This is a genomic window from Amycolatopsis sp. NPDC051903 (assembly GCF_044452505.1).
Lineage (GTDB): Bacteria > Actinomycetota > Actinomycetes > Mycobacteriales > Pseudonocardiaceae > Amycolatopsis.
The window spans coordinates 19,338-43,381 of record NZ_JBITBT010000012.1 but is presented as its reverse complement, the minus strand read 5'-3'; the positions used below and the strand labels follow the sequence as shown (position 1 = coordinate 43,381).

Sequence of the window (24,044 nt, the reverse complement as noted above, 5' to 3'; positions counted from 1 at the left end):
CGTCGGTGCGGGCTGGCATCATCGGGCCTCGTGAAAACGCTTGTCGACAACCCGCCTGAGCGCAAACGCGCGCGGCGGGTCCGGATCAGCTCGATCGAGCTCCTCTGCGCCGTGCTGCTCGTCGCGATCCTCGCGCAGGGCAAGCTGCAGGACCTCTTCGACGTGCCCGCGCTGCGCACCGGTTCGACGGTGTTCGTGGCGGTGTGCGTGCAGGCGCTGCCCTTCCTCGTGCTCGGTGTGCTGATCAGCGGGGCGATCGCCGCGTTCGTGCCCGCGCGGGTGCTGGAGCGCGTGCTGCCGCGCCGCGCCGGGGCGGCGGTGGGTGTCGCGGGCCTCGCCGGGGTCGCGCTGCCGGGGTGCGAGTGCGCGTCGGTGCCCGTGGCGCGGCGGCTGATCGGCCAGGGGGTCGCGCCGGCGGCGGCGCTGACGTTCCTGCTGGCCGCGCCCGCGGTGAACCCGGTGGTGCTGGTGGCCACGGCCGTCGCGTTCCCCGGGCGGCCGGAGATGGTGCTGGCGCGGTTCGCCGGGTCGCTGGGCACCTCGATGGTGATGGGCTGGATCTGGGCGCGCTGGGGCAAGCTCTCGTGGATCACCGAACGCGCGCTGCGGCGGCTGCCCGACGTCGAGCCCGGGCAGCGGTGGCGGGTCTTCGCGGAGACCGCCCGCACGGACCTCGTCGAAGCCGGCGGGTTCCTCGTCCTCGGCGCGCTGATCTCGGCGACGCTCAACGTGCTCGTGCCCGCGAAGTGGTTCGGGGTGCTGGCCGACCAGGCCGTGGTCGGCGTGCTCGTGATGGCGGTGCTGGCCGTGGTCCTGGCGCTGTGCAGTGAGGCCGACGCGTTCGTCGCGGCTTCGCTCACGGCCGTGCCGCTGCTGCCGAAGCTGGTGTTCCTCGTGGTCGGCCCGGCGATCGACGTGAAGCTGTTCGCACTGCAGGCGGGCACGTTCGGGAAGTCGTTCGCAGTGCGGTTCGCGCCGGTGACCTTCGTGGTGGCCCTCGCGTGCGGCACCGTCGCCGGAGTTCTGCTGCTCGGGGGTGTGCGGTGAGGCGCGAAACGCAGAACGTGCTGCTGATCCTGCTCGGCGGCGCGCTGGTGAAGATCGCGGTGAACGGCGACTACCTGCGCTACGTCAAGCCGGCCCAGCAGCCGTGGATCATCGCGGGCGGCGTGGTGATGCTGGTGCTGGGGGCGGTCGCGATCCTGCGCGACCTGTTCGCGGCGCGAGCGGCGGCCAAGGCACAGGAGGAGCCGGAGCTGGTCGCGGCCCACGGTGGTCTGGACCCGGCGGGCCACGAGCACGGTGGTCTCGACCCGGCGGGCCACGAGCACGGCGGCGGCTTCGCGTTCGCCGCGCCGGCGGGCGACGACGGGCACGGCCACGCGCACCCGGCGCGGTCGGCGTGGCTGCTGGTCGTGCCGGTGCTCGCCGTGTTCCTGGTGGCCCCGCCGGCGCTCGGCGCCGACTCGGTCACCCGCACCGAGGCGCGCGTGCCGCAGAGCGCCGCGACCACGTCGGCGGCGGCGTTCCCGCCGCTGCCCGCGGGGAAGGTCGTGGACCTGCCGGTGAACGAGGTCGTCACGCGCGCGGGCTGGGACGCCAACGGAACGCTCAACGGCCGCACCATCGGCATGTCCGGGTTCGTCGTGCACACCGAGGGCCGCACCCTGCTGGCGCGCCTGGTGATCAGCTGCTGCGCGGCCGACGCGGCACCCGTCACCGTGCACGTGAAGGGAGGTGCTGCCGACCGGTTCCCCAGCGACACGTGGCTGAAGGTCACCGGGCAAGTCGTGCCCGGCACGGCGAACGAGGCCAACGGGTACACGCCCGACTTCGTCCCCACGACCGTCGAGCGGATCGCCGCGCCGCAGGACCCCTACGAGTACTGAGCCGGTCAGCGGGCGGCGGGCACCTGCGCGTGGGACGCGCAGGTGCCCGTGATCTCGACGGTGTGGCTGATGTCGGAGAAGCCGTTCTCGGCGGCGATCTTCTCGGCCCAGCGCTCCACGGCGGGGCCCTCGACCTCCACCGTGCGCCCGCACACGCGGCACACCAGGTGATGGTGGTGGTGCGTGGAGCAGCGGCGGTAGATGGCCTCGCCCGAATCGGTGCGCAGCACGTCGATCTCGCCGGCCTCCGACAGCGACTGCAGCGTGCGGTACACCGTGGTCAGGCCGATGCCGTCGCCGCGCTTGCGCAGCTCGTCGTGCAGCTCCTGGGCGGAGCGGAAGTCGTCGACGGTGTTGAGCAGGTCGACCACGGCCGCGCGCTGCTTGGTCGAGCGGCGGCCGGGCACCGGGGCGGGGGTGGGGGCCGAAGCCGAGGTCATGGTCACTTCCCTTCCTGCACGTGGGCGACCGCGTCGACGACGATGTGGGCCAGGTGGTCGTCCACCAGCCGGTAGACGACCTCGCGCCCGCGGCGCTCGCCCTGCACCACGCCCGCCGTCTTGAGCACCCGCAGGTGCTGGCTGATCAGCGGCTGCGCGACGTCCAGCGCGTCCACCAGTTCGTGGACGCACCGGTCCGCCTCCCGCAGCTGCAGCACGATCGCGATCCGCACCGGGGCGGCCAGCGCGCGCAGCAGGTCGCCGGCATCGGCCAGGGCCGAGTTCGACGCGGTGAGCGGACGGGTCACGCTACCGGGCGCAGCGGCGGGCCCGCCGGGCGCCTCGTGCGGGGCCGCCGGTGCGCGAGTGTCCTCTTCGGACACCGGCGAGCCGGTGGTCGGGCCACCGGCGGCGCGCGGGTTCGCGACCGGGCCGCCGGCCGCGCCCGGGCCGGTCGAAAGGGCGCCCGTGCTCGGCGGTGCCATGGTTGCCTCCCCGGTTGCGTACCACTGAAAAGCCCTGAAACCGCTGCGGGCCACCCGCCGACGAGGCCGGGTTCCGAAGTCGGATGTCATTGTCGACAACGGTCACCGCCATCGTAGTGTTCCCGCGCGCGACCCCCGACGGTCACCGGTCCCACGCACCGGGCTCACCCGATCGGGTGAGTTCGTGGGGAATCGGCACTTCGGCTTCGCAACTGGTGGCCGACGGTGCAAGGTTGTCGCGGGGGCGTTTCGTCGCTTCTCGTACGCTGACGACCCGCTCGAAGTGAGCCGGAGGCAGTGGGGAGACATGACTCGTTTCGTGACGAAGGCGGCGAAGACGGCGATCGCGGCTGTGCTGGTGCTGCCGGTGCTCGCACCGGCCGCGTCCGCGCAGACGGCGCAGGCGGTGGACGAGAAGACCGGCCCGGTGTCGTTCGCCAACGTGGCGTCGGTGCGGCTGGGATCCGATCCGCAGCACAGCGGTTCGCTGATCACCGAGACCCAGCGCTCGCCGCTCGCCCCCGGCCAGTCGAAGCTCGGCACCGCCCGCGTGGCCGTGCCCAAGGACCAGGGCGAGAGCTCGACGTTCGGCGGCCACTGGGAGATCGACCTCGGCAAGTTCGCGAACGCTTCCGAGAGCCCGTACCCGGCCGGCATCGCGAGCCGCGACCACAACGTCGCCGCGGCGCTGCAGCAGACGAACGTGCCGAGCGCCGTCGCCGAGACCAACTACGCCTTGCGCGACAAAGCGCGGAACGGCGCCAAGCCGTCCGACGACACGATGCTGGTCCTCGAGAACGCCCGCAGCAGCGTCGACTGCTCGGCCCCGAACAAGGCCATCGGCAGCACCACGCTCACCCGGCTCTGGCTCCGCGGCGAGGACGACGCGCTGCGCCAGGTCGCGATGCCCGCGAGCCCGGCCTCGCTGCGCGTGAGCAACCTCCGCATGGGCGCGCCGGGCGATGTTCCGCAAGCCGACCACGGCAAGACCCTGTCGGACGTCGTCGTGTCGCGCGTGACGTCCTTCGACCAGCTGATCAAGCAGGCCGGCTGGCGCTCCGGCGACGTCACGGCGCAGGCCGGCTGGGTCGTCGACGTCACCACCCACGTGAAAAACGCGGCGGGCGAGCAACTGCAGGACGTGCGGACCACGATGGTGCTCGGCGGCGTGAGCTGCTCGATCCCGAAGAACTTCGTGGCGAAGGCCGGCAACGGCACCGGCAACGGCGGCGCGGCGACGCAGCCGCCCGTGCCGACCGAGGTGCCCGCCGGGTACGCCGGTCCCGCCGCGGCCGCGCCGCAGAGCGACTACCGGATGCCGCTGGGGCTCGGCCTGCTGGTCGCCGGGCTCGTGTTCGGTGGGCTCGCGATCGGGCTCGGCCGCCGCCGCGCGGCGCGCTCGCGCGGCGAGTAGGCCCCCGTGGTGCGCACGGCGATGGCCGTCGTGTCGGCGGTGGTCGCCGTGCTCGCGCTGGCGGCGGGCGTCATCGTGCTGACCTGGGGCCCGGCGCCGGTGCCCGCGGCCGCCGCGGATCCGCCGCCGGGCTCGCTGCCGGGTGAGGACGGCGCGCCAGCCGAGCTGCCCGCGGACGGCGCCCCCGTCGGCGTTCAGCGTCCCGGCAGCGTGCGGCTGCCGGACGGGTCCGAAGCGCGGCTCGTGCGCACCGAGGTGACGCGCGACGGCATCCTGCCCATCCCGCGCGGCCTCGGCGACGCGGCGTGGTGGGGCGCCCGCCTCGGCGCCGCGCAGGGCGCGGCCGTGCTGTCGGGCCACGTGAACTGGGCCGGCACGAAGGGACCGTTCGACGACCTCTGGCGGCTGCACGACGGCGACAACGTGAGCATCGTCGACTCCTCCGGCGGCCGCTGGCTCTACCGCGTGACCGGCGCCGCGACCCTGCGCAAGGAACAGCTCCCGGCGCAGGCGCCGCAGTGGTTCTCCCAGACGGGCCCGCATCGGCTGGTGCTCGTTACCTGCGGCGGCGACTACCTCGGCGGCACCGAGGGCTACGACGAGAACCGCATCGTCACGGCGAGCCTCATCTCGCGCCCGGACTGAGCCGCTGCAACTCCGTGCAACCCCGCGTGCCGCGCGCGGCATGTCTCCCTGCGCACGACACACCGGAACAGGGAGCACGATGCAAGGGACTCAAGCACGGCCCGCGCGGACGAAGTGGGTACTGGCCGCCGTCGGGGCCGTGGTGGTGGCGGCACTCGTCGCCGCGCTGCTGATCTTCACCGGAAAGGATGAGCAGACGTTCGCGAGCGGGGCCGGGCCGGTCTCCGCGGGACAGCACCCCGCCCAGCCCGCGGGAAAGCCGGCCGACCCGGGCCGCACGCCCGGCACCGTCGTCCTGCCCGCGGGCGGCACGGCGAAGCTCGTGGCCGAGCAGGTGGGCGACGACGGCGCGCTGCCGATCCCGCCGAGCCTCGGCGAAGCCGCGTGGTGGGGCTCCGGCCTCGGTGCCGACCACGGCGTCACCCTGTTTTCCGGCCACGTGAACTGGCAGGGCCGCACCGGTCCGTTCGACCAGCTCTGGCGGATGACGCAGGGGCAGACGGTGACCGTCACGGACACCTCCGGCGGCCGGTGGAGCTACCGCGTCGACGAGGTCCGCACGATCCCGAAGTCCGGCCTGGCCGGGGAGTCCGCGAAGCTGTTTTCGCCGGACGGGCCGCACGAACTGGTGCTCGTGACGTGCGGCGGGGACTACGTCGGCGGCACCGAGGGCTACGACGACAACCGGGTCGTGACGGCGTCGCTGACCGGCCGCCCGTGAGCTCGGCTCACCTCGCCCGAAGCACCGCGGGGGCGGCCGGATAGGCTGGACGTCCGAGTCAGACAACCGTCCCCGCATGCTTCCGGAGCGTGGAGTGCCCGCCAACACCATCGAAACCGTCGTCAGTCTGTGCAAGCGCCGTGGCTTCGTCTTCCCGTCGGGAGAGATCTACGGCGGCACCAAGTCGGCGTGGGACTACGGGCCGCTCGGCGTGGAGCTGAAGGACAACATCAAGCGCCAGTGGTGGAAGACCGTGGTGCAGGGCCGTGAGGACGTCGTCGGCCTCGACTCGTCCGTGATCCTGCCGCGCCAGGTCTGGGTGGCCTCCGGCCACGTGAACGTGTTCACCGACCCGCTGATCGAGTGCCTCCACTGCCACAAGCGCTTCCGCGCCGACCAGCTGGCCGAGGACTACGAGGCGCGCACGGGCAAGCAGACGTCCGAGGACGACCTGTCCGACGTGCCGTGCCCCAACTGCGGCACGCGCGGGCGCTACACCGCGCCGCGCGACTTCAACATGATGCTCAAGACCTACCTCGGCCCGGTCGAGTCCGAGGACGGCCTGCACTACCTGCGCCCGGAGACCGCGCAGGGCATCTTCGTCAACTTCCTCAACGTGCAGCAGGCGTCGCGCAAGAAGCCGCCGTTCGGCATCGGGCAGATCGGCAAGTCGTTCCGCAACGAGATCACGCCGGGCAACTTCATCTTCCGCACGCGCGAGTTCGAGCAGATGGAGATGGAGTTCTTCGTCGAGCCGGGCGAGGACGAGCGCTGGCACCAGTACTGGATCGACCAGCGCACCGAGTGGTACAAGGACCTCGGCATCAAGCCGGAGAACCTGCGCCACTTCGAGCACCCGAAGGAAAAGCTCTCGCACTACGCGAAGCGCACCGTCGACATCGAGTACCGGTTCGACTTCAACGCCGGTCAGGAGTGGGGCGAGCTCGAGGGCATCGCCAACCGCACCGACTTCGACCTCACCACGCACTCGAACCACTCGGGCGTGGACCTGTCGTTCTTCGACCAGGCGTCGGGCCAGCGCTACCGCCCGTTCGTGATCGAGCCGGCAGCCGGTGTGGGCCGTTCGATGATGGCGTTCCTCGTCGATTCCTACGACGAGGAAGAGGTGCCCAACGCCAAGGGCGGCACCGACAAGCGCACCGTGCTGCACCTCGACCCGCGGCTCGCGCCGTTCAAGGCCGCGGTGCTGCCGCTCTCGCGCAACGCCGACCTCTCGCCCAAGGCGCGCGACCTCGCGGCCAGCCTGCGCAAGCACTGGAACGTCGACTTCGACGACGCGCAGGCCATCGGCCGCCGCTACCGCCGTCAGGACGAGATCGGCACGCCGTACTGCGTCACCGTGGACTTCGACACCCTCGACGACCAGGCCGTCACGGTCCGCGAGCGCGACAGCATGACCCAGGAGCGCGTCGCGATCGACAAGGTCGAGGAGTACCTGGCTCCGCGCCTGCTCGGCTGCTGAGCACCGGCACCTGACCGACGGCCCTTCCCCGGCTCCCGGGGGAGGGCCGTCGTGCTGTGTGCAGCGACCCCTGACACCTGTCACGGTCACGTCGTGACGCTCGACCTGCGGACGAAGCCCGCCGCGGCGGCACGCTTCAGGGCATGGAAACCACACAGGCAACGCGAGGGGCGCGGGACGTCGCGGCGGGGGCCGCCGTCCGGTTGAGCGGGCTGAAGAAGCACTACGGCCAGGTGCGGGCCGTCGACGGGGTCGACCTGACGATCGCGCCGGGCGAGGTGGTGGCGCTGCTCGGGCCGAACGGCGCGGGCAAGTCGACGACGGTGGACCTGATCCTGGGGCTCAGCAAACCCGACGCGGGCGGCGTCACCGTCTTCGGCAAGACCCCCGCCGACGCGGTGCGCGCGGGGATGATCGGCGCGATGCTGCAGGGCGGCGCGCTGCTCGACGACCTCACGGTGCGCGAGACCGTGCGCATGGTCGCGAAGCTGCACCGCACGCCGATGCCGGTTCAGCAGGCGCTGGCGAGCGCGGGCATCGAGGACATCGCCGACCGGAGGGCGAACAAGCTGTCCGGCGGGCAGAAGCAGCGCGTGCGCTTCGCCGTCGCGCTCGTGTCGGACCCCGATCTGCTGGTGCTGGACGAGCCGACGGCCGCCATGGACGTGGGCACGCGGCGCGAGTTCTGGAAGTCCATGTACTCCTTCACCGACACCGGCCGCACCGTGCTGTTCGCGACGCACTACCTCGAGGAGGCCGAGGAGTTCGCCGACCGCGTGGTGCTGATGCGGTCCGGCCGCGTCGTCGCCGACGGGTCGGTCGCCCAGGTGCGCGCGCTCGCCGGCGGCCGCACCATCCGCGCGGTCCTGCCGGGCGCCACCGAGGAGACCGAACGCCTCGTGGCGACGCTGCCCGCCGTCACCGACTTCGAGCTGCGCGGCGACCGCGTCGCGATCTCCAGCAGCGAGTCGGACACCACCCTGCGTGCGCTCATGGCCGCCGTGCCGGCCGTGCACGACATCGAGATCGGCGCCGTCGGCCTCGAAGGCGCGTTCCTGTCCCTCACCTCCGATGACGACTCCGAAGCGGAAGAAGCAGCCCGATGAACCCCTCCTACCTCGCCGTCGAGATCCGCCGGCTGTTCCGGTCCCTGCGGTTCCTGATCTTCGTCGTCGCCTTCCCGGTGCTGATGTTCCTGTTGCAGGCCAACGTCTTCACCAAGGCGAGCGATCCGGACCACGCGGCCATCGTGGCCGTGGTCATGGTCAACATGATGGCGTTCGGCCTGTTCGCCGCCGCCACCACCAACGGTGCCCGGCTCGCGATCGAACGCGCGAGCGGCTGGCAGCGGCAACTGCGGCTGACCCCGCTCTCGGGCGCGTCCTACCTCGGCGGCAAGGCCGTGTCCGGCCTGCTCGTGGGCCTGCCCGCGCTGGTGCTGGTGCCGCTCGTCGCGATCTTCGTCGAGCACGTGCACCTCGGCGGTGGCGACTGGGTGCGCATCATCGCCGGCCTGTGGCTCGGCACCATCCCGCTGGTGCTGCTGGGCCTGCTGCTCGGCCAGCTCGCCACACCGGAGTCACTGCAGCCGATCTCGATGATCGTGATGCTCGGCATGGGTTTCCTCGGCGGGCTCTGGATCCCGATCGAGAGCATGCCCTCGTGGATGCACGACGTGGCGCAACTGCTGCCCACCTACTGGCTGATCGGGCTGGTGCGCCCGGCCGTGACCAACGAGCTCCTGGCGAGTTTTCCGGCCGCGGTGGCGGTGCTGGCGGGCTGGACCATCGTGCTCGGGGTGTTCGTGATCAGGCGTTACCGTAAGGACAGCGCCCGGGTCTGACCGGGGCGGGAGGGAACGACGGTGCAGCGCACGAAGGAACAGCCCGAGTCGATCGCGGTCACGCGGTTCCGGTTCGCGCTGGGAGACCGGGCTTCGTGGTGGGACGACCCGATGGTCGGGCACCGGGGTGGTCCGAACAAGGTCGGCTGGCCGATCTTCGCGGTGCTCTTCCTGCTGCCGTTCTTCGTCCCGGCGACCCGCGAGCTCTTCGGCGGGGACAGCCCGGTGTGGGCACGGGTGCTGCTGACGCTCGTGATGTACGCCTACGGTGCGTGTTACGTGGTCTTCCCGGTCGTGTTCGGCAAGCCCCGCCGGGTCAAGCTCACCTTCGGCGTAGTGATGCTCGCGCTGGGCCTGCTTTCGACGCTGCTGCTGGATTCGAGCCCGTACATCCTGCTCTACGCGACGGCCACGCTGGCCTTCCTCTTCCCGGCGGGCTGGGCGGTGATCCTCGACGCGCTGGCGCTGGGGTCGGTCGTGGTGGTGCTGCTGATCGACGGCCGGCTCGAAGCCGACGGCGGCGACCTGATCTCCGTCGGCGGGATCACCCTGGCGATGTTCTTCATGGCCAACCTCATCCGGGCGGTCCGCCGCCTCGAACGCGCCAACGAGGAGATCGCGACGCTGGCCGTGGCCAACGAGCGCCAGCGCGTGGCCCGCGACCTGCACGACCTGCTGGGCCACAGCCTCACCACGATCACCGTGAAGGCCGGTCTCGCGCGGCGCGTGCTGGAGAGCTCGGCCGACGTCGGGCGGGCGGTCGAGGAGATCCGCGAGGTGGAGACGCTGACCCGCAGCGCGCTGTCCGACGTGCGGCTGACCGTGTCGGAGTACCGCGAGGTGTCGCTGGCCGCCGAGCTCGCCGGGGCGCGCGCGGCGCTGCGGGCCGCGGAGATCGAGGCGGACCTGCCCTACGCCGTGGACAACGTGCTGCCGCAGCTGCAGAGCACCTTCGGGTACGTGCTGCGCGAGGCCGTCACCAACCTGCTGCGGCACTCCGCGGCCAAGCGGGTGCGCGTGCGGCTCGGCCGCGACTGGCTGGAGGTCGACGACGACGGCACGGGGGCCGAGGCCGCGCCCGGCAACGGGCTGCGCGGGCTCACCGAACGGGTCGGGGTGCTCGGCGGGACCTTGCGCAGCGGTCCGCGGTCCGGGGGAGGATGGGTCGTCCGCGCGGAGGTGCCGGACCCGGGTCCGGCGTCGGCGGCCGCCCCGGCGGTGCGTGCCGAACCCGCGGGAGGACTGGCGTGATCCGCGTGCTGCTGGCCGACGACCAGGCGATGGTGCGCGGGGCGCTGGCCACCGTGCTCGACCTGGAGTCGGACATCGAGGTCGTCGGGCAGGTCGGCTCGGGGGACGAGGTGCTGACCGCGGCCAAGGAGACCTCCCCCGACGTCGCGCTGCTCGACGTGCAGATGCCCGGCAAGGACGGCCTCACGGCGGCGGCGGAGCTGCACGCGGTGCTGCCCTCGTGCCGGGTGATCATCTGCACCACGTTCGGCCGGCCGGGGTACCTGGCCCGCGCGATGGCCGCGGGGGCGTCGGGGTTCGTGGTGAAGGACGCGCCGCCGGAGCAGCTCGTGGAAGCCGTACGTCGGGTCCACAGTGGACTGCGCGTGGTGGATCCCGCGCTGGCGGCCGAATCGCTGGCGACGGGGGCGAGCCCGCTCACCGGGCGCGAGCGCGACGTCCTGTCGACGGCGCGCGACGGCAGCACGGTCGCCGACATCGCGAAGGCGCTGTTCCTGTCGGAAGGCACGGTGCGCAACCACTTGTCGGCCGCGATCGGCAAAACGGGCGCGCGGACGCGGGCCGAAGCCGTGCGGCTGGCCGAAGAACGCGGCTGGCTCTGACGCCGGGGTGCCTGCGCGGAGATCGCGGCCGCCTCTGAAAAGATGGCGGGCATGAGTTCCGCCGTGAGGACCCCGCCGACGAAGGTGAGCTGGCTGCGCCGGATCGCGTTCGGTCTGGTGCTCGTGGTGCTGGCTCTGGTTGGCGGCACGGCGTTCCGCGTGTGGCAGGTCGCGCGCGACAACGACCGCACGCCGGCCGACGTGATCGTCGTGCTCGGTGCCGCGCAGTACAACGGCAAACCGTCGGACATCTTCTCGGCACGGCTGGAGAAGGCGCGGCAGCTCTACGCCGCCGGCGTCGCGAAGACCGTGGTGACCGCCGGCGGCAAGAAGGAAGCCGACAACTACACCGAGGCGGCGGCCGGGGCGCGGTGGCTGACGCAGCACGGCGTGCCGCGCTCGGCGACGCTCGCGGTCGGGGAGGGCAGCGACACGCTGCGGAGTCTGCGGGCTGTCGCCGAGCAGGTGCAGGCGCGCGGCTGGCACACCGTGGTGCTCGTGAGCGACCCGTGGCACTCCTACCGCGCGCGGACGATGTCCGAGGACCTCGGGCTCGACGCGTGGGTCGCGCCGACGCACAGCGGGCCGATCGTGCAGGAGCGCAGCACGCAGGTGCGCTACATCGTGCGCGAGACCGGGGCGCTGCTGTTCTACGAGCTCACGAAGTCGCCGGCCGACGAGCTGTTCGACACCGTGCTGGGCTGATTTGTCGGTGGCCGCGCTTAAGCTGACCGGGTGAGCGACGGGTACACCGAGCACGACCGCGCCCGGGTGCTGGCCGAGGCACCCAAGGGCGCGGCCCTGTCGGGCGCGCGGCCGGACGGGCGCAGCGACTTCGCGCGCGATCGCGCCCGCGTGCTGCACTCGGCGGCGCTGCGGCGGCTCGCCGGCAAGACGCAGGTGGTCGGTCCCGGAGAGGGCGCCGAGGTCAGTGGTGTGCCACGCACGCGGCTCACGCACTCCCTGGAGGTCGCTCAGATCGGCCGCGGCATCGCCGAGGAGCTGGGGGCGGACCCGGACCTCGCCGACACCGCGGGGCTCGCGCACGACATCGGGCACCCGCCGTTCGGGCACAACGGCGAGCAGGCGCTCGACGAGGTCGCCCAGGCGTGCGGCGGGTTCGAGGGCAACGCGCAGACGCTGCGCATCCTGACCCGGCTCGAACCGAAGGCCGTCGACGACTCCGGCGAAGCGGCGGGCCTGAACCTCACGCGCGCGTGCCTCGACGCGACCACGAAGTACCCGTGGCAGCGCCGTCCCGGGCAGCCGAAGTACGGCGTGTACACCGACGACGTGCCGGTGTTCGAGTGGGCGCGCGAGGGCGCGCCCGGCGAGCGGCGGTGCCTCGAGGCCCAGATCATGGACTGGTCCGACGACGTCGCGTACTCGGTGCACGACGTCGAGGACGGGGTGCTGGCGGGGCGCATCTCGCTCAGCGTGCTGGCCGATCCGGAGGAGCGCGCCGCGGTCGCCGAAGCCGCGGCGCGGCACTTCTCCACGCTCTCGGCGTCCACTTTGGAGGGCGCGGCGAAGGAGCTGCTCGACCTGCCCGTGGTGGCTTCGCTGGTGCGCACGGCACCCGACGGCTCCCTGGGCGCCCAGGTGGCGTTGAAGCGCCTGACGAGCGAGCTCGTGGGCCGCTTCGCGTCCGCCGCGGTCACCGGCACCCGCAGCGTCTACGGCGAGGGGCCCCTGACCCGCTACGGCGCCCGGCTGGCCGTGCCCGACCAGGTCGCGGCCGAGGTCGCGCTGCTCAAGGCCCTGGCCCTGCGCTACGTCATGAGCGACCGCCGCCGCCTCGCGATGCAGGACGGCCAGCGGGAGCTCATCGCCCAGCTGGTGGCCGCACTCGGCCGCCGCGCGCCGGAATCGCTGGACCCGCTGTTCGTCCCCTCCTGGCACGCCGCTCCCGACGACGCCGCGCGGCTGCGGGTGGTGGTCGACCAGGTCGCGTCCCTCACCGACGCCCAGGCCCACGAATGGCACCGCTGGCACGTCGGCCGGCACCCCTGAAGCCGTCCCGCAGGTCGCAGCTCGGTGCCGGGTGATCGGTTCCGTGCCGGGGGAACCACCCGGTCGGGTACGGTCGCGACATGGCCGTGGACAGCCACTTGGACTTCACGCTCGCCCTGTGCCGGGCCGCGGCGGGGGGCGGGGACGACGCGTGTTTTTCGCCGTACTCGGCCGCCAGCGCGTTGGGGCTGGCCGCGCGGGCGGCGCGGGGGCGGACCGCCGACGAGCTGCGGGCGCTCCTGGCGTCCGGCGGCCAGGACCTCGACGCGCACGCCGCCGTGCTGCGCGAAGCCGGCGCGCTGGATGACGAAGCGCAGCTCGCCGTCGCGAACACGCTGTGGGCGTCCGACGCCGTCACGGTCGAGGGCGCGTTCCTCGAACAGCTCGTCACCTGGCCCGGCGGCAAGGCCGAAACCGCGCCGTTCGCCACGGACCCCGAGGCGGCGCGCGAGCTGATCAACACCGACGTGGACCGGACGACCCACGGCCTCATCCCGGAGCTGCTGCAGCCCGGCGCCGTGCACGCCGACACCCGCGCCAGCCTCGTCAACGCGCTCTACCTCAAAACCGCGTGGCGCCACCCGTTCCCCGAAGGCGCCACCGCCCCCGCCGACTTCCACAGCCCCGGCGGGCCGCGGCGCGTGCCGACCATGCGCCTGGAAGCGACCATCGGGTACCAGCGCCACGACGGCTGGCAGGTAGTCAGCCTCCCGGCCCACGGCGGCGTCGAGGCCACGATCCTGCTGCCCGACGGCGACCTCGAACCCGCCGAAGCCGCGCTGGATCCGGCCGCGCTGGCGACGTTGCTGGACCGCCCCCAGCGCCGGCTGCTCAGGCTGACCCTGCCCAAGATCGAGCTCGACGTGCGCACCGATCTGGACACCGCCCTGCGCGGCCTCGGCGTGCGCGAGCTGTTCACCCAGGACGCCGACCTCACCGGGCTCACCGCCACGCGCCCGCTGTGGGTCGACAGCGTCGTGCACCAGGCCGTGCTGCGCCTCGACGAGCAGGGCCTCGAAGGCGCGGCCGCCACCGCCATCCAGATGCGCACCCTGTCGATGTCGCGGGCCGAGCCGCTCGAAGTGCGGGTCGACCGGCCGTTCCTGCTGCTCGTCCGGCACGCCCGCACCGGCGCGGTGTACTTCTTCGCGCGGGTGGTGCGCCCGTAGTGAGCCTCTTCCAACCGGAAGCGAGAACCGAGCTGATCCCCGCCGTCCCGGAGCCGACCGGGCCCGTCGCCGAACCGCGGATGCGCCCGTCGTGGGCCGACGCGGGCATCATCGCGGCGTACCTGGCGTTCGCGTTCGTGCTGTTCGGCGGCCTGTGGGCCGACCTCGGCACCGGCTACCTGTGGAACAGCGCGTCGGACCAGAACCTGTGGGAGTGGTTCTTCGACGTCACGGCGAAGTCGGTGCTGCACCTGCAGAACCCGCTCACGTCGGGCCTGCAGAACTACCCGCTCGGCGTGAACATGATGGCCAACACGGCCATGCTCGGCATCGGCGTGCCGCTCACGCCGATCACGCTCGCGTTCGGCCCCACCGTCACGTGGGCCATCGCCCTGACCGGCAGCCTCGCCGGCACCGCCGCCGCCTGGTACTGGGTGTTCTCGCGCCACCTCGTGCAGCGTCGCGCGCCCGCCGCGATCGGCGGCGCGGTGGCCGGCTTCGCGCCGTCGATGATCTCGCACGCCAACGCGCACCCGAACTTCGTCGCGTGGTTCGTGCTGCCGTTCCTGGCGCTCAAGGTGATCCACCTCGCGCAAGGCCGCAAGGTCGTGCGCAACGGCAGCTGGCTCGGCGTGCTGACGGCGTACCAGATCTTCCTCGGCGAAGAGCCGCTGCTGATCTTCGCGCTGGGCTTCGTGATCTTCGGCGTCGCGTACGTCCTTTCGCGCCCGCGGGAGATCAAGGCGATGGTACGGCCCCTGCTGCTCGGCGGCGGGCTCGCCGTGGTGATCGCGGGCGTGCTCGTGGTCTACCCCCTGTGGTGGCAGTTCTTCGGCCCGCAGAGTTACTCCGGGCTGGAGCACGGCCAGGTCGGCAACGACCTCGCGGCGTTCACGCGCTTCGCCACGCAGTCGATCGCCGGCCAGCCCGCCGAGGCCGCCGACGTGTCGATGAACCGCACCGAGGAGAACGCGTTCTTCGGCTGGCCGCTCATCGTGCTCATGGTCGTGGTCACGGTCTGGCTGTGGCGCGAGGTCGTGGCGCGGTCGATCGCCATCTCGATGTTCCTCATGGCGTGGCTGTCGATGGGCGTCGAGATCGTGGTGGTGCACCAGAACTCCGGCGTGCCCGGTCCCTGGGAGCTGCTGGCGAAGCTGCCGCTGTTCGAATCGCTGCTGGAGTCGCGCCTCGCGATGGCGTGCGTGCCCGCGATCGGCGCGCTGCTCGCGATCGCGAGCGACCGCGTGTTCGCGACTGCTGAGGCGCTGCCCGAACCGGAGCCGGGCAAGCACCGCCTGCCGCTGCGGCTGCTGTGGCTCGGCGCCGTGATCGCGGTGCTCCTGCCGATCGCCCCGACCCAGCTGCTCGTGAAGGACCGCCCGCCCACCCCCGCGTTCTTCGCCGACGGCACCTGGCGCACGTACGTCGCGCCCGGCGGCACTGTCGTACCCGTGCCGCTGCCCGGGTCGGGCGAGTCGGAACCGCTGCACTGGCAGATGGACGCGGGCCTGGACTACGCGATGCCCGAGGGCTACTTCGTCGGCCCGAGCGGGCCGGACGACAAGCGCGGCCGGTACGGCTCGTACCAGGTGTCGACGTCGGCGATGCTGGACCGCGTCCGCGACACCGGCGAGGTGCAGGCCGTGACCGACGCCGATCGCGACCAGACGATCAAGGACCTGCGCTACTGGAACGCCAGCGTGCTGGTGCTCATCCCGCGCGACCACGCCGACGCCTACCGCGCCACCGTCGACCTGCTGCTGCGCAAGCCGGCGCAGTTCGTCGACGGGGTGTGGATCTGGGACGTGCGGGCGGTCACGGCGCGCCGCTAGCCCGGCTGTCACATCGGGCACGGCCGTCTCGTCCCCCTCCGAAGGACCCGACCCGAGGAGGAGACGACGATGACCCGGATTCCCGCGAAACGCACCGCCGAGGCCGGCCCGCTGCTGAAGCTCTTCTACCGGATGGCCGGGCGGCGCTACGGGGCCGTGCCCGAGCCGATGGCCGTCGTGGCGCACCACCCGGGGCTGCTGCGCGCGACCGTCGTGCACGAGACGCTGGCGCAGCGGGCGTCGACGAAACTGCCCGCGACCGTGCGCGAACTCGCGGTCTACCGCGTGGCCACGCGCATCGGCTGCTCGTGGTGCGTGGACTTCGGCACGATGCTGCAGCTGCACGAAGGGCTCGACGTCGAGCGGCTGCGCCACATCGACGACTACGCCACCTCACCGGCGTTCACCCGCCCCGAGCGGCTCGCGCTGGCCTACGCCGACGCGATGACCGGCGAGCGGGTGACCGTCACCGACGAGCAGGTCGCCGAGCTCGAGGCCGAGTTCGGGCGCGCCGGCGTGGTCGAGCTGACCTACCAGATCGGCCTCGAGAACTCCCGCGCCCGCGTGAACAGCGCACTGGGCATCGTCGACCAGGGCTTCACGTCGGGCGACGCGTGCCGCGTACCCATGCCGTGACCGCTCAGGCGGGGCGCGTGATGCGCGTGAGCTTGTCGGGGTTCACGATGTCGTAGATGGCCACGATGCGGCCGTCGCGCACGCTCATCGACTGCACGTGCTCGTCGACGGCCAGGAACCCGTCGCGGCCGGGCATCGGCGGCAGCCACACGCCGAGGTCGCCGTTGACGAACACCGGCGCGCCCCGCGTCATCACGCCCGGCTCGTACTTCTGGATCAGGCCCAGGAAGAAGCGCATGAGCTTGTCGGCGCCGACCATGATCTGGCGCGTCGTGCGGCCCTTGCCGTCGGAGTCGCCGATGAGGACGACGTCCGGGTGCAGCACCTCGGTCATCGCGTGCACGTCGCCGGCCAGCAGCGCGGTGAGGAACTTCTCCAGCAGCTGCTGCTGCTCGGCCAGCTCGGCGCGCGGCGGCGGGTCGGCGTGGTCGACCGCGCGCCGAGCGCGGGAGGCGTGCTGGCGGGCCGCGTCGGCCGAAACGCCGAGGATGCCGGCGATCTCGGCGAACGGCAGCGAGAACGCGTCGTGCAGCACGAACGCCACACGCTGCTCGGGCGTGAGCTTGTCGAGCACCACGAGCGCGGCCATCCGGATGCCGTCGTCGCGCACCGCCGTCTCGAGCGGGTCCTCGCTCACCGGCGCCCCGAACGGCGTCACGATCGGCTCCGGCAGCCACTGGCCCACGTACTGCTCGCGGCGCGCGGGCGCCGAGCGCAGCCGGTCGAGGCAGATCCGGCCGACGACCGTCGTCAGCCACGCTCGCAGGTCGCGGATGCCGGCGCGCCCGGCGTCGTCGAGCGCGGCCAGGCGCAGCCACGCCTCCTGAACGGCGTCCTCCGCGTCCGACCGCGTGCTCGTGAGCCGGTAGGCCACCCCGATCAGGTGGCCGCGGTGCGCCGCGAACTCGGTCGCGTAGTCGTCCAGAGCGGTCGATGTGCCCATGAGGCCGAGTGTGCCGCAAAGCCACCGGGGAGGGAGAACTATTGTGGTTTCCGTGGCAGGACGGATTCGGGAGAGCGACATCGCGGAGGTGCGTGAGCGCAACCGGATCGACGAGGTCGTGGGGGAGTACGTCGCGCTGCGGCGCGCCGGGGGCGGCAGCCTGAAGGGGCTGTGCCCGTTCCACAACGAGAAGACCCCGTCGTTCAACGTGCGCCCCACCCACGGCACGTTCCACTGCTTCGGCTGTGGCGAGGGCGGCGACGTCATCAAGTTCATCCAGAAGATCGACTTGGTCTCGTTCGTCGAGGCGGTCGAGCGGCTGGCCGACCGGGTCGGCATCCGGCTGAACTACGAGGGCGGCGGCGGGAGCGTGCAGCGCGACCGCGGCACGCGCGCGCGGCTCATCGAGGCGCACCGCGCGGCGAGCGAGTTCTACATCGAGCAGCTGGTGACCGACGAGGCGCGCCCGGCGCGCGACTTCCTGTCCCAGCGCGGGTTCGACGCGGCGGCGGCCAAGCAGTTCGGCTGCGGCTACGCCCCGGGCGGCTGGGACAAGCTCACGAAGCACCTGCTCAACCGCGGGTTCGAGGTCAAGGAGCTGATCGCGTCGGGGCTGTCCAAGGAGGGCCAGCGCGGCCCGATGGACCGCTTCCACCGGCGCCTGGTCTGGCCGATCCGCGACGTCGGCAACGACGTGGTGGGCTTCGGCGCGCGGCGGCTCTACGACGACGACCGCATCGAGGCGAAGTACCTCAACACGGCCGAGACGCAGATCTACAAGAAGTCGCAGGTCATGTTCGGGCTCGACCAGGCCAAGCGCGAGATCGCGAAGCGGCACCAGGTGGTGGTGGTCGAGGGCTACACGGACGTGATGGCGATGCACGCCGCCGGCGTGCCCACGGCCGTCGCTTCGTCGGGCACGGCCTTCGGCGAGGACCACATGAAGGTGCTGCGCCGGCTGATGATGGACGACGACGCCTTCCGCGGCGAGGTGATCTTCACCTTCGACGGCGACGAGGCGGGCCAGAAGGCGGCGCTGAAGGCGTTCGAAGGCGACCAGACCTTCGCCGGGCAGACCTACATCGCGGTCGCGCCCGACGGCATGGACCCGTGCGACCTGCGGATCGCCAAGGGCGACGCCGCCGTGAAGGACCTCGTGGCGCGCCGGACGCCGCTGTTCGAGTTCGTGATCAAGAGCACGCTGAAGCAGTTCGACCTCGATTCGGTCGACGGCCAGGTGGCCGCGCTGCAGAAGACCGTGCCGATGGTCGCGGCCATCAAGGACCGCGCGAGCCGCGACGGCTACGCCTCGAAGCTCGCGTGGTGGGTCGGCTGGCAGGACGTGGCGCAGGTGGTCAACCGCGTGCGCGGCGCCGCCGGGGCCGCGGCCAAGCGCGGCGGGCAGCCCGCTCAGCAGCAGCTGCGCCCGTCCGCGCGGCAGCAGCAGGCCGCCGCTCCGGCCGCGCCCGACCAGGACCTGCCGCGGCCCGCGCCGAACGACCCGCGGTTCATCGGGCAGCGCGAGGCGCTCAAGGCCGCGCTGCAGCAGCCCGCGATCGCCGGGCCGGAGTACGACTCGCTGCCGGAAGAGGCGTTCACGCACCCCGCGTACGTCGCCGTGCACCTGGCCGTGCTCAAGGCCGGCGGGGCCGCGTCCGGGCTCACCGGGCCGGCGCTGCTGGACGCGGCGGCCCAGCACTGTCCGCAAGGGACGGTGCGGCGCGTGCTGAGCGAGCTGGCCGTGGAACCGTTGCGCGCCAAGGGTGAAGTCGATTCCCGCTACATCTCCGGGGTGCTCGCGGGTGTGCAGGAGAACCTCGTGGGCCGGCAGATCGGCGAGATCAAGTCGAAGCTGCAACGGCTTTCGCCGGTCGAGGCGCCCGACGACTACCGCGCGCTGTTCGGTGACCTCGTCGCGCTGGAGCAGTACCGCAAGGCGCTGCGCGAGCAGGCCGCGTCCGGGTGGGACTGACATGGGTGTGCTGAGCCGCCTGTTCGGCAGCGGGCTTCCGGCGGGGTTCCCCGGTGAGCTCGAGCGCGGTGAGAACGTGGTCGCGGTCGCGGCCGTCGAGGGTGGTGGCCACCTGGTGGTGACCAGCCTCGGCCTGTGGATCCCCGGGGACGGCGGCGGCGCCCGGCGCGTCGGGTGGCACCTCGTGGGCAAGGCGACCTGGGGCGAGGGCGAGTTCGTGCTCACGGAATCCGAGGAGACGGGGAACTACGGCGACGTCGTGGTGCTCGTCGACCGCGCGCCGGTGCGGTACCGGCTGCCGGCGCCGGGCAAGGTGCCGCACCAGGTGCGCCTGCGCGTCGACGGGTCCGTGCGCTCGCGCCACCGCCAGGAACTCGGCACCGGCGGCGCGTGGTTCGTGCAGCGCAAGCTCCCCGGCCGCGACGGCGTGGTGATCCAGGTGCGCCCCGATCCGGGCACCGACCTGGCGCTCGTGGAGGCGATCGCGGGCGAAGTCGCCGCGAAGCTGGCCAACCCGGGGGAGTGAGCAGTACGCTCGTACTCAGTACGGGCGTACGGTTTATCTACCCGGGAGGTTCACGCATGTGGGATCCGGCCAAGTACCTCGACTACGCGGACCTGCGGGCCCGCCCGTTCTACGACCTCATCGCGCGAATTCCGGCTGACGCGCCGCGCCGCGTCGTCGACCTGGGCTGCGGGCCGGGCAACCTGACCCTCGACCTGGGCCGCCGCTGGCCCGGCGCCGCGCTGGAGGCACTGGACAGCTCGCCGGAGATGGTCGCCGCCGCCCGCGAACGCGGCGTGGACGCCCGCCTCGAGGACGTGCGGTCGTGGTCCCCGCAGCCCGACACCGACGTCGTCGTCTCCAACGCCGTCCTCCAGTGGGTGCCCGGCCACGACGAGCTCCTGCGCCGGTGGGTCTCGCAGCTGCCGCCGGGCGCCGTGCTGGCCGTGCAGGTCCCGGGCAACTTCGGCGCCCCGTCCCACCGCATCACGCGTGAACTGGCGGGCTCACCGGCCTGGTCGTCGCGCCTCGGCTCCCTCGTCCTGCGCGAGAACGAGGCGGTCTCGTCGCCGCTGGAATACGCGTCCCTGCTGGCCGACGCGGGCTGCCTCGTGGACGCCTGGGAGACCACCTACATGCAGCGCCTGGCCGGCGACCGCGCCGTGCTGGAGTGGATCACCGGCACCGCCCTGCGCCCCGTCCGCGCCGCCCTCCCGGACCCCGACTGGGCCCGCTTCCGCGACGAACTCGCCCCCCTCCTCGACGACGCCTACCCACCTCGCCCCGACGGCACCACGTGGTTCGAGTTCCGGCGGATCTTCTTCGTCGCCCGGATCCCGGAAGCCTGATCCACGCGGGGCCTGGCTCGTCCGCTGGGCGTCCGCGCACGACGGGCCGAGCGTGCTCACCGCTTCCGGGCACGCTCACGCCCTCGTCGCCGGTGGGGCCGCCTCAGCCGCGGCCCCGCTCGAACTTCTCGCCGACCTTCGCCCGCGCCACCCCGGCCGCGCCCTGGACCATCGGGTGGTCGATCACCTTGCGGTAGGTGCGCACGATCTGCTCGTACCGTCCCCGGCCGGCCTTGGTCCCCAGCACGTACCCCAGACCTACGCCCAGCAGGAACTTCTTCATCTGCGCCACGCCTCTCGTTCGTCGGACTCCCGACTCTCCATTGTCCAGCAATCCGGTGCCCCCGGGGCGTGATCCCTACACCGGGGCCCCCTGTTCGGGTGGTGGGAGGCATGCGCTAAAGTTCTTTCCATCGGCCGGAGCGATCCGGCCACCACAACGAAATACGATCCCCTGTAGCTCAACTGGCAGAGCATTCGGCTGTTAACCGGAGGGTTCTTGGTTCGAGTCCAAGCGGGGGAGCGCAAGCCCAGGTCAGCGACCTGGGCTTTTTCGTTACCCCTGAGTAGGCGCGATTTAGCGGACCACTGCTGGTTCGTTGTCGTCCCGTCTGCTCAGGTGCCGAACCTGAAGGTAACGAATTGATAACTCACAGTTGCCGCTTGTCCTGGCCCGTGGATCGGGTGGCGGGTGAGCTGCCCGCTGGGCGGGCGGGCTTCCGAGGCCGGTGGGTGTCCGGGTGCCGCATCCGCGGTCGCCAGGTGCGAGCGGGCGATGTGCGGGCCGTGGCGCCGCTGGCTGGTGGATCGCCGGGCGGGTGTGCGCGCTTCGTGTCGGACTAGATCTGGTGGGTCGCAGTCGCTGGCAGTGCGATCGGCTGGGTGGCCGAAGTCGGCGTCGCTCAAAGTCGCGTGTCCACTTTACGTTTGGCGAGTTGCTGTTGCTTACTGACTGACGCACTTAATGATGGGTGTCGCCCATTTTGGACAATGCTATTGTTTGGTCGTGTTGGGGGCTGTAATGATGACCAGACCTTTGAGAGGTGAGGTATGGCGCAGAAAGTCTTGATCGAGATGCTCGACGACATCGACGGCAGCTTGGCGAGCCAGACGGTCCAGTTCGGTATGGACGGGGTCGCCTATGAGATTGACCTCTCGGACGGCAACGCTGCTGCGTTGCGCGAGGAGCTCGCCGGCTATATCGCTGCGGGACGGCGAGTGGGTGGCAGGAAGACTCGCACCGTGGCCGAGCGGCCGGCGGCCGCGACGACGGCTGATCGTGAACGCTCGAGGGCAATTCGCGCGTGGGCTCTCGAGAATGGTTACGCAGTATCCGACCGTGGCCGGCTCGCGTCCGAGATCGTTACCGCGTACGAGGAGTCTCAACAGGTGGCGAACGAGCAGGGCCCGCGCCAGCGCCGCACGCGAAAAAAGGTCGCGGCCGCACGGAAACGAAGCTGAGGTTGACGCCGGGTCTGGTTCTCGAGTGCCAGGGATGGCCGGATGGCCGCTTCTCTGTGTGGCCCGGCCAGGCTCGGCGGCCGCTACCGCCAACTCATGTCTCGCAGCCGCCGGCCCGAGCATCGGTGGCGTCGCGACGTGCGGTGTTGTATGGGGTGTCGCCGCCGAAGGCGCGTTCTCAGGGTTGTCCTTCAACGCCAAGAAGATCAGCGATCTCACATCGTGGTTCGGTTCTGTGAACGGCACTTGCGAGACACAGACATCCTCGCCCCGAAGGAAAGGATCTCTGGCGAGCGGGCGAATTCGGCAAGTCCGAATTCGCCCGCTCGGCGCCATTGATCCTCAGGAGCTAGCGGCGGGCCTTGCTCGTTGTGGTGGGGGAGACAGTCCGCGGCTTCGCACCAAGTGCGACGGCGACCAGAGCTCCGGCGACCATGCAGGCGCCGACGACCCACAGTCCGGTGCGTTGGCTGCCGGTGAGATCGCGTAGCCAACCGGTGACGTAGGGCGCGGCGAACCCGCTGATGTTGCCCAGTGAGTTGATCAGTGCGATCCCGCCCGCGGCCGCCGTGCCCGCCAGGAAGTTCGACGGCAGCGCCCAGAACGTCGGCAGCGCGCAGCACACGCCGACGGCGCAGATGGTCACCGCCGCCATCGCGGCGTAGGGGTTGCCGAGGTACAACGCGATGGGGATCGCGATGCCGCCGATGATCATCGGGAGCGCGACGTGCCACTTCCGCTCGCCGGTGCGGTCGCCGTGCCGGGCCCAGAACACCATGACGACGGCCGCGATGACGTACGGAATCGCGGTGACGAGGCCGGATTGGGTCACCGACAGCTTGGTGCCGAACTCGGCGCCGAAGCCGGAGATGATGGTCGGCAGGAAGAAGCCCAGCGCGTACAACCCGTAGGCGATCCCGAAGTACACGAAAGCGAGCGCGAGGATCCGAGGGTGGGTGAGCGCCTTCTTGAGGGGCCAGTGGTGCTCGGTCTCGGTGACGCGGCGCTCCGCGGCGAGCTGGTCGGAGAGCCACGTGCGCTCGTCCTCGGTGAGCCACTTGGCCTTCTCCGGCCGGTCGGTGAGGTAGAACCAGGTGACGAACGCGAGCAGGATCGAGGGGATGCCCTCCACGAGGAACATGAACCGCCAGCCCGTGAGGCCGAAGGCGCCGTTCCCGTGCGCGATGAGCAGGCTCGAGATGGTCGAGCCGATGGCCGATGAAACGGGAATCGCCGCCATGAACAACGCGACGGCCTTCGCGCGTTGCGCCGCGGGGAACCAATAGGTCAGGTACAGGATGATGCCGGGGAAGAAGCCGGCTTCGGCAACACCCAGCAGGAACCGCAGGATGATCAGGGTGGTCGCATTGGGGACGAACGCCAGCGCGGTCGCGAGCACACCCCACGTGATCATGATCCGGGCGAGCCAGCGCCGCGCGCCGAAGCGGTGCAGCGCGAGATTGCTCGGGACCTCGAGGATCAAGTACCCCAGGAAGAAGATGCCCGACGCGAACCCGAACGCCGTAGCGGAGAGCCCGAGCTCCTTGCTCATTCCGTTCGGGCCGGCGAACCCGATGTTCACGCGGTCGAGGTAGTTGACGAAGTACAACAAGGTCAGGAACGGCATGATCCGGATGGCGACCTTGGTGAGGATTCGATTACCGGGTGCGGATGTCTTCGTTGACATGGAGCGGATCCAAGTCCACGAGGAGTCGCTCGTCAAGCGAGTGTGCCGACGTCACCGCGAGGAAGAAGGAGTGCAGCCGGAAGGCGCAGCGAGAGGGCGCGGGAGGTATCGGCGGCTGAACTCGTCATAAACGAGCAACAACGGTAGGTTCACGGATCAGGACTCTGGTATCGCCTTGTCATTCCTCCGACGGCAGGCGATTTCG

At 71.6% G+C, this 24,044-nt stretch carries 24 protein-coding genes and 1 tRNA gene; 20 read left to right on the top strand and 5 right to left on the bottom strand.

Annotated features, from left to right (window positions below):
- The first annotated feature begins 30 nt into the window (after nt 1–30).
- Both ACIA77_RS24730 and ACIA77_RS24725 read left to right on the top strand, forming a co-directional pair.
- Nucleotides 31–1,047, top strand: a complete 1,017-nt coding sequence (locus ACIA77_RS24730; RefSeq protein WP_395888331.1) for a permease — start codon at nt 31–33, stop codon at nt 1,045–1,047.
- A complete protein-coding gene (locus ACIA77_RS24725; protein ID WP_395888330.1) occupies nt 1,044–1,889 on the top strand; it encodes a TIGR03943 family putative permease subunit in 846 nt (281 codons plus the stop codon). The genes ACIA77_RS24730 and ACIA77_RS24725 overlap by 4 nt, the downstream gene beginning before the upstream one ends.
- 5 nt (nt 1,890–1,894) lie before the next feature.
- On the opposite strand, the gene ACIA77_RS24720 is transcribed toward ACIA77_RS24725, so the two are convergent.
- Together ACIA77_RS24720 and ACIA77_RS24715 are read right to left on the bottom strand one after the other, a co-directional pair.
- Nucleotides 1,895–2,329, bottom strand: a complete 435-nt coding sequence (locus ACIA77_RS24720; RefSeq protein ID WP_395888329.1) for a Fur family transcriptional regulator — start codon at nt 2,327–2,329, stop codon at nt 1,895–1,897.
- Nucleotides 2,330–2,331: 2 nt separating this feature from the next.
- Nucleotides 2,332–2,637 (bottom strand): ArsR/SmtB family transcription factor, encoded by a 306-nt coding sequence (locus tag ACIA77_RS24715; RefSeq protein ID WP_395888503.1) that lies wholly within the window; start codon nt 2,635–2,637, stop codon nt 2,332–2,334.
- A 484-nt stretch (nt 2,638–3,121) separates the two neighbouring features.
- On the opposite strand from ACIA77_RS24715, the gene ACIA77_RS24710 reads away from it, so the two are divergent.
- From ACIA77_RS24710 to ACIA77_RS24650, 13 genes are all read left to right on the top strand, one after another.
- Nucleotides 3,122–4,228, top strand: coding sequence for a hypothetical protein (locus ACIA77_RS24710; protein WP_395888328.1), 1,107 nt, complete (start codon nt 3,122–3,124; stop codon nt 4,226–4,228).
- 6 nt (nt 4,229–4,234) lie between these two features.
- Complete coding sequence (locus ACIA77_RS24705) at nt 4,235–4,873, top strand: class F sortase (protein WP_395888326.1); 639 nt, start codon at nt 4,235–4,237, stop codon at nt 4,871–4,873.
- A gap of 79 nt (nt 4,874–4,952) precedes the next feature.
- Nucleotides 4,953–5,594 carry a class F sortase gene (locus ACIA77_RS24700; RefSeq protein ID WP_395888325.1) on the top strand — a complete coding sequence of 214 codons (642 nt, stop codon included), beginning with the start codon at nt 4,953–4,955 and terminating at the stop codon, nt 5,592–5,594.
- Nucleotides 5,595–5,688: 94 nt separating this feature from the next.
- The gene (locus ACIA77_RS24695) at nt 5,689–7,077 is read left to right on the top strand and encodes a glycine--tRNA ligase (RefSeq protein WP_395888502.1); all 1,389 of its coding nucleotides are present in this window, start codon (nt 5,689–5,691) and stop codon (nt 7,075–7,077) included.
- Nucleotides 7,078–7,220: 143 nt separating this feature from the next.
- The gene (locus tag ACIA77_RS24690; RefSeq protein WP_395888324.1) at nt 7,221–8,183 is read left to right on the top strand and encodes an ATP-binding cassette domain-containing protein; all 963 of its coding nucleotides are present in this window, start codon (nt 7,221–7,223) and stop codon (nt 8,181–8,183) included.
- Complete coding sequence (locus ACIA77_RS24685; protein WP_395888323.1) at nt 8,180–8,920, top strand: ABC transporter permease; 741 nt, start codon at nt 8,180–8,182, stop codon at nt 8,918–8,920. Before ACIA77_RS24690 ends, ACIA77_RS24685 begins: the two co-directional genes overlap by 4 nt.
- Before the next feature lie 111 nt (nt 8,921–9,031).
- On the top strand, nt 9,032–10,171 hold the full coding sequence (locus ACIA77_RS24680; protein WP_395888501.1) for a sensor histidine kinase: 1,140 nt from the start codon (nt 9,032–9,034) through the stop codon (nt 10,169–10,171).
- A complete protein-coding gene (locus ACIA77_RS24675) occupies nt 10,168–10,773 on the top strand; it encodes a response regulator (RefSeq protein ID WP_395888322.1) in 606 nt (201 codons plus the stop codon). Before ACIA77_RS24680 ends, ACIA77_RS24675 begins: the two co-directional genes overlap by 4 nt.
- 51 nt (nt 10,774–10,824) lie before the next feature.
- Nucleotides 10,825–11,478: a YdcF family protein gene (locus ACIA77_RS24670; RefSeq protein ID WP_395888321.1), complete on the top strand. Its 654-nt coding sequence runs from the start codon at nt 10,825–10,827 to the stop codon at nt 11,476–11,478.
- A gap of 30 nt (nt 11,479–11,508) precedes the next feature.
- Nucleotides 11,509–12,786, top strand: coding sequence for a deoxyguanosinetriphosphate triphosphohydrolase (locus ACIA77_RS24665; RefSeq protein ID WP_395888320.1), 1,278 nt, complete (start codon nt 11,509–11,511; stop codon nt 12,784–12,786).
- Nucleotides 12,787–12,866: 80 nt separating this feature from the next.
- Nucleotides 12,867–13,955: a serpin family protein gene (locus ACIA77_RS24660; RefSeq protein WP_395888319.1), complete on the top strand. Its 1,089-nt coding sequence runs from the start codon at nt 12,867–12,869 to the stop codon at nt 13,953–13,955.
- Nucleotides 13,955–15,787 carry a glycosyl transferase gene (locus tag ACIA77_RS24655; protein WP_395888318.1) on the top strand — a complete coding sequence of 611 codons (1,833 nt, stop codon included), beginning with the start codon at nt 13,955–13,957 and terminating at the stop codon, nt 15,785–15,787. Before ACIA77_RS24660 ends, ACIA77_RS24655 begins: the two co-directional genes overlap by 1 nt.
- A gap of 69 nt (nt 15,788–15,856) precedes the next feature.
- On the top strand, nt 15,857–16,423 hold the full coding sequence (locus ACIA77_RS24650) for a carboxymuconolactone decarboxylase family protein (protein ID WP_395888317.1): 567 nt from the start codon (nt 15,857–15,859) through the stop codon (nt 16,421–16,423).
- Between the two features lie 4 nt (nt 16,424–16,427).
- On the opposite strand, the gene ACIA77_RS24645 is transcribed toward ACIA77_RS24650, so the two are convergent.
- Entirely contained in the window at nt 16,428–17,366 is a 939-nt protein-coding gene (locus ACIA77_RS24645) for a sigma-70 family RNA polymerase sigma factor (protein WP_395888316.1), read from the bottom strand.
- A 52-nt stretch (nt 17,367–17,418) separates the two neighbouring features.
- Between ACIA77_RS24645 and dnaG the strand changes: the two genes are divergently transcribed.
- The 3 genes from dnaG to ACIA77_RS24630 are packed head-to-tail and all read left to right on the top strand — an operon-like array spanning nt 17,419 to nt 20,691.
- The gene (dnaG, locus tag ACIA77_RS24640) at nt 17,419–19,338 is read left to right on the top strand and encodes a DNA primase (protein ID WP_395888315.1); all 1,920 of its coding nucleotides are present in this window, start codon (nt 17,419–17,421) and stop codon (nt 19,336–19,338) included.
- A gap of 1 nt (nt 19,339) precedes the next feature.
- Nucleotides 19,340–19,864: a hypothetical protein gene (locus ACIA77_RS24635; protein WP_395888314.1), complete on the top strand. Its 525-nt coding sequence runs from the start codon at nt 19,340–19,342 to the stop codon at nt 19,862–19,864.
- 56 nt (nt 19,865–19,920) lie between these two features.
- Nucleotides 19,921–20,691, top strand: a complete 771-nt coding sequence (locus ACIA77_RS24630; RefSeq protein WP_395888313.1) for a trans-aconitate 2-methyltransferase — start codon at nt 19,921–19,923, stop codon at nt 20,689–20,691.
- A gap of 103 nt (nt 20,692–20,794) precedes the next feature.
- Here ACIA77_RS24630 and ACIA77_RS24625 read toward each other — a convergent pair whose 3' ends face one another.
- Complete coding sequence (locus ACIA77_RS24625) at nt 20,795–20,974, bottom strand: hypothetical protein (RefSeq protein ID WP_395888500.1); 180 nt, start codon at nt 20,972–20,974, stop codon at nt 20,795–20,797.
- Nucleotides 20,975–21,141: 167 nt separating this feature from the next.
- On the opposite strand from ACIA77_RS24625, the gene ACIA77_RS24620 reads away from it, so the two are divergent.
- Both ACIA77_RS24620 and ACIA77_RS24615 read left to right on the top strand, forming a co-directional pair.
- Nucleotides 21,142–21,214 (top strand) — tRNA-Asn (locus ACIA77_RS24620).
- Between the two features lie 527 nt (nt 21,215–21,741).
- Nucleotides 21,742–22,152, top strand: a complete 411-nt coding sequence (locus ACIA77_RS24615; RefSeq protein ID WP_395888312.1) for an Lsr2 family protein — start codon at nt 21,742–21,744, stop codon at nt 22,150–22,152.
- Nucleotides 22,153–22,501: 349 nt separating this feature from the next.
- Here ACIA77_RS24615 and ACIA77_RS24610 read toward each other — a convergent pair whose 3' ends face one another.
- Nucleotides 22,502–23,839, bottom strand: a complete 1,338-nt coding sequence (locus tag ACIA77_RS24610; protein ID WP_395888311.1) for an MFS transporter — start codon at nt 23,837–23,839, stop codon at nt 22,502–22,504.
- Between the last annotated feature and the right edge of the window lie 205 nt (nt 23,840–24,044).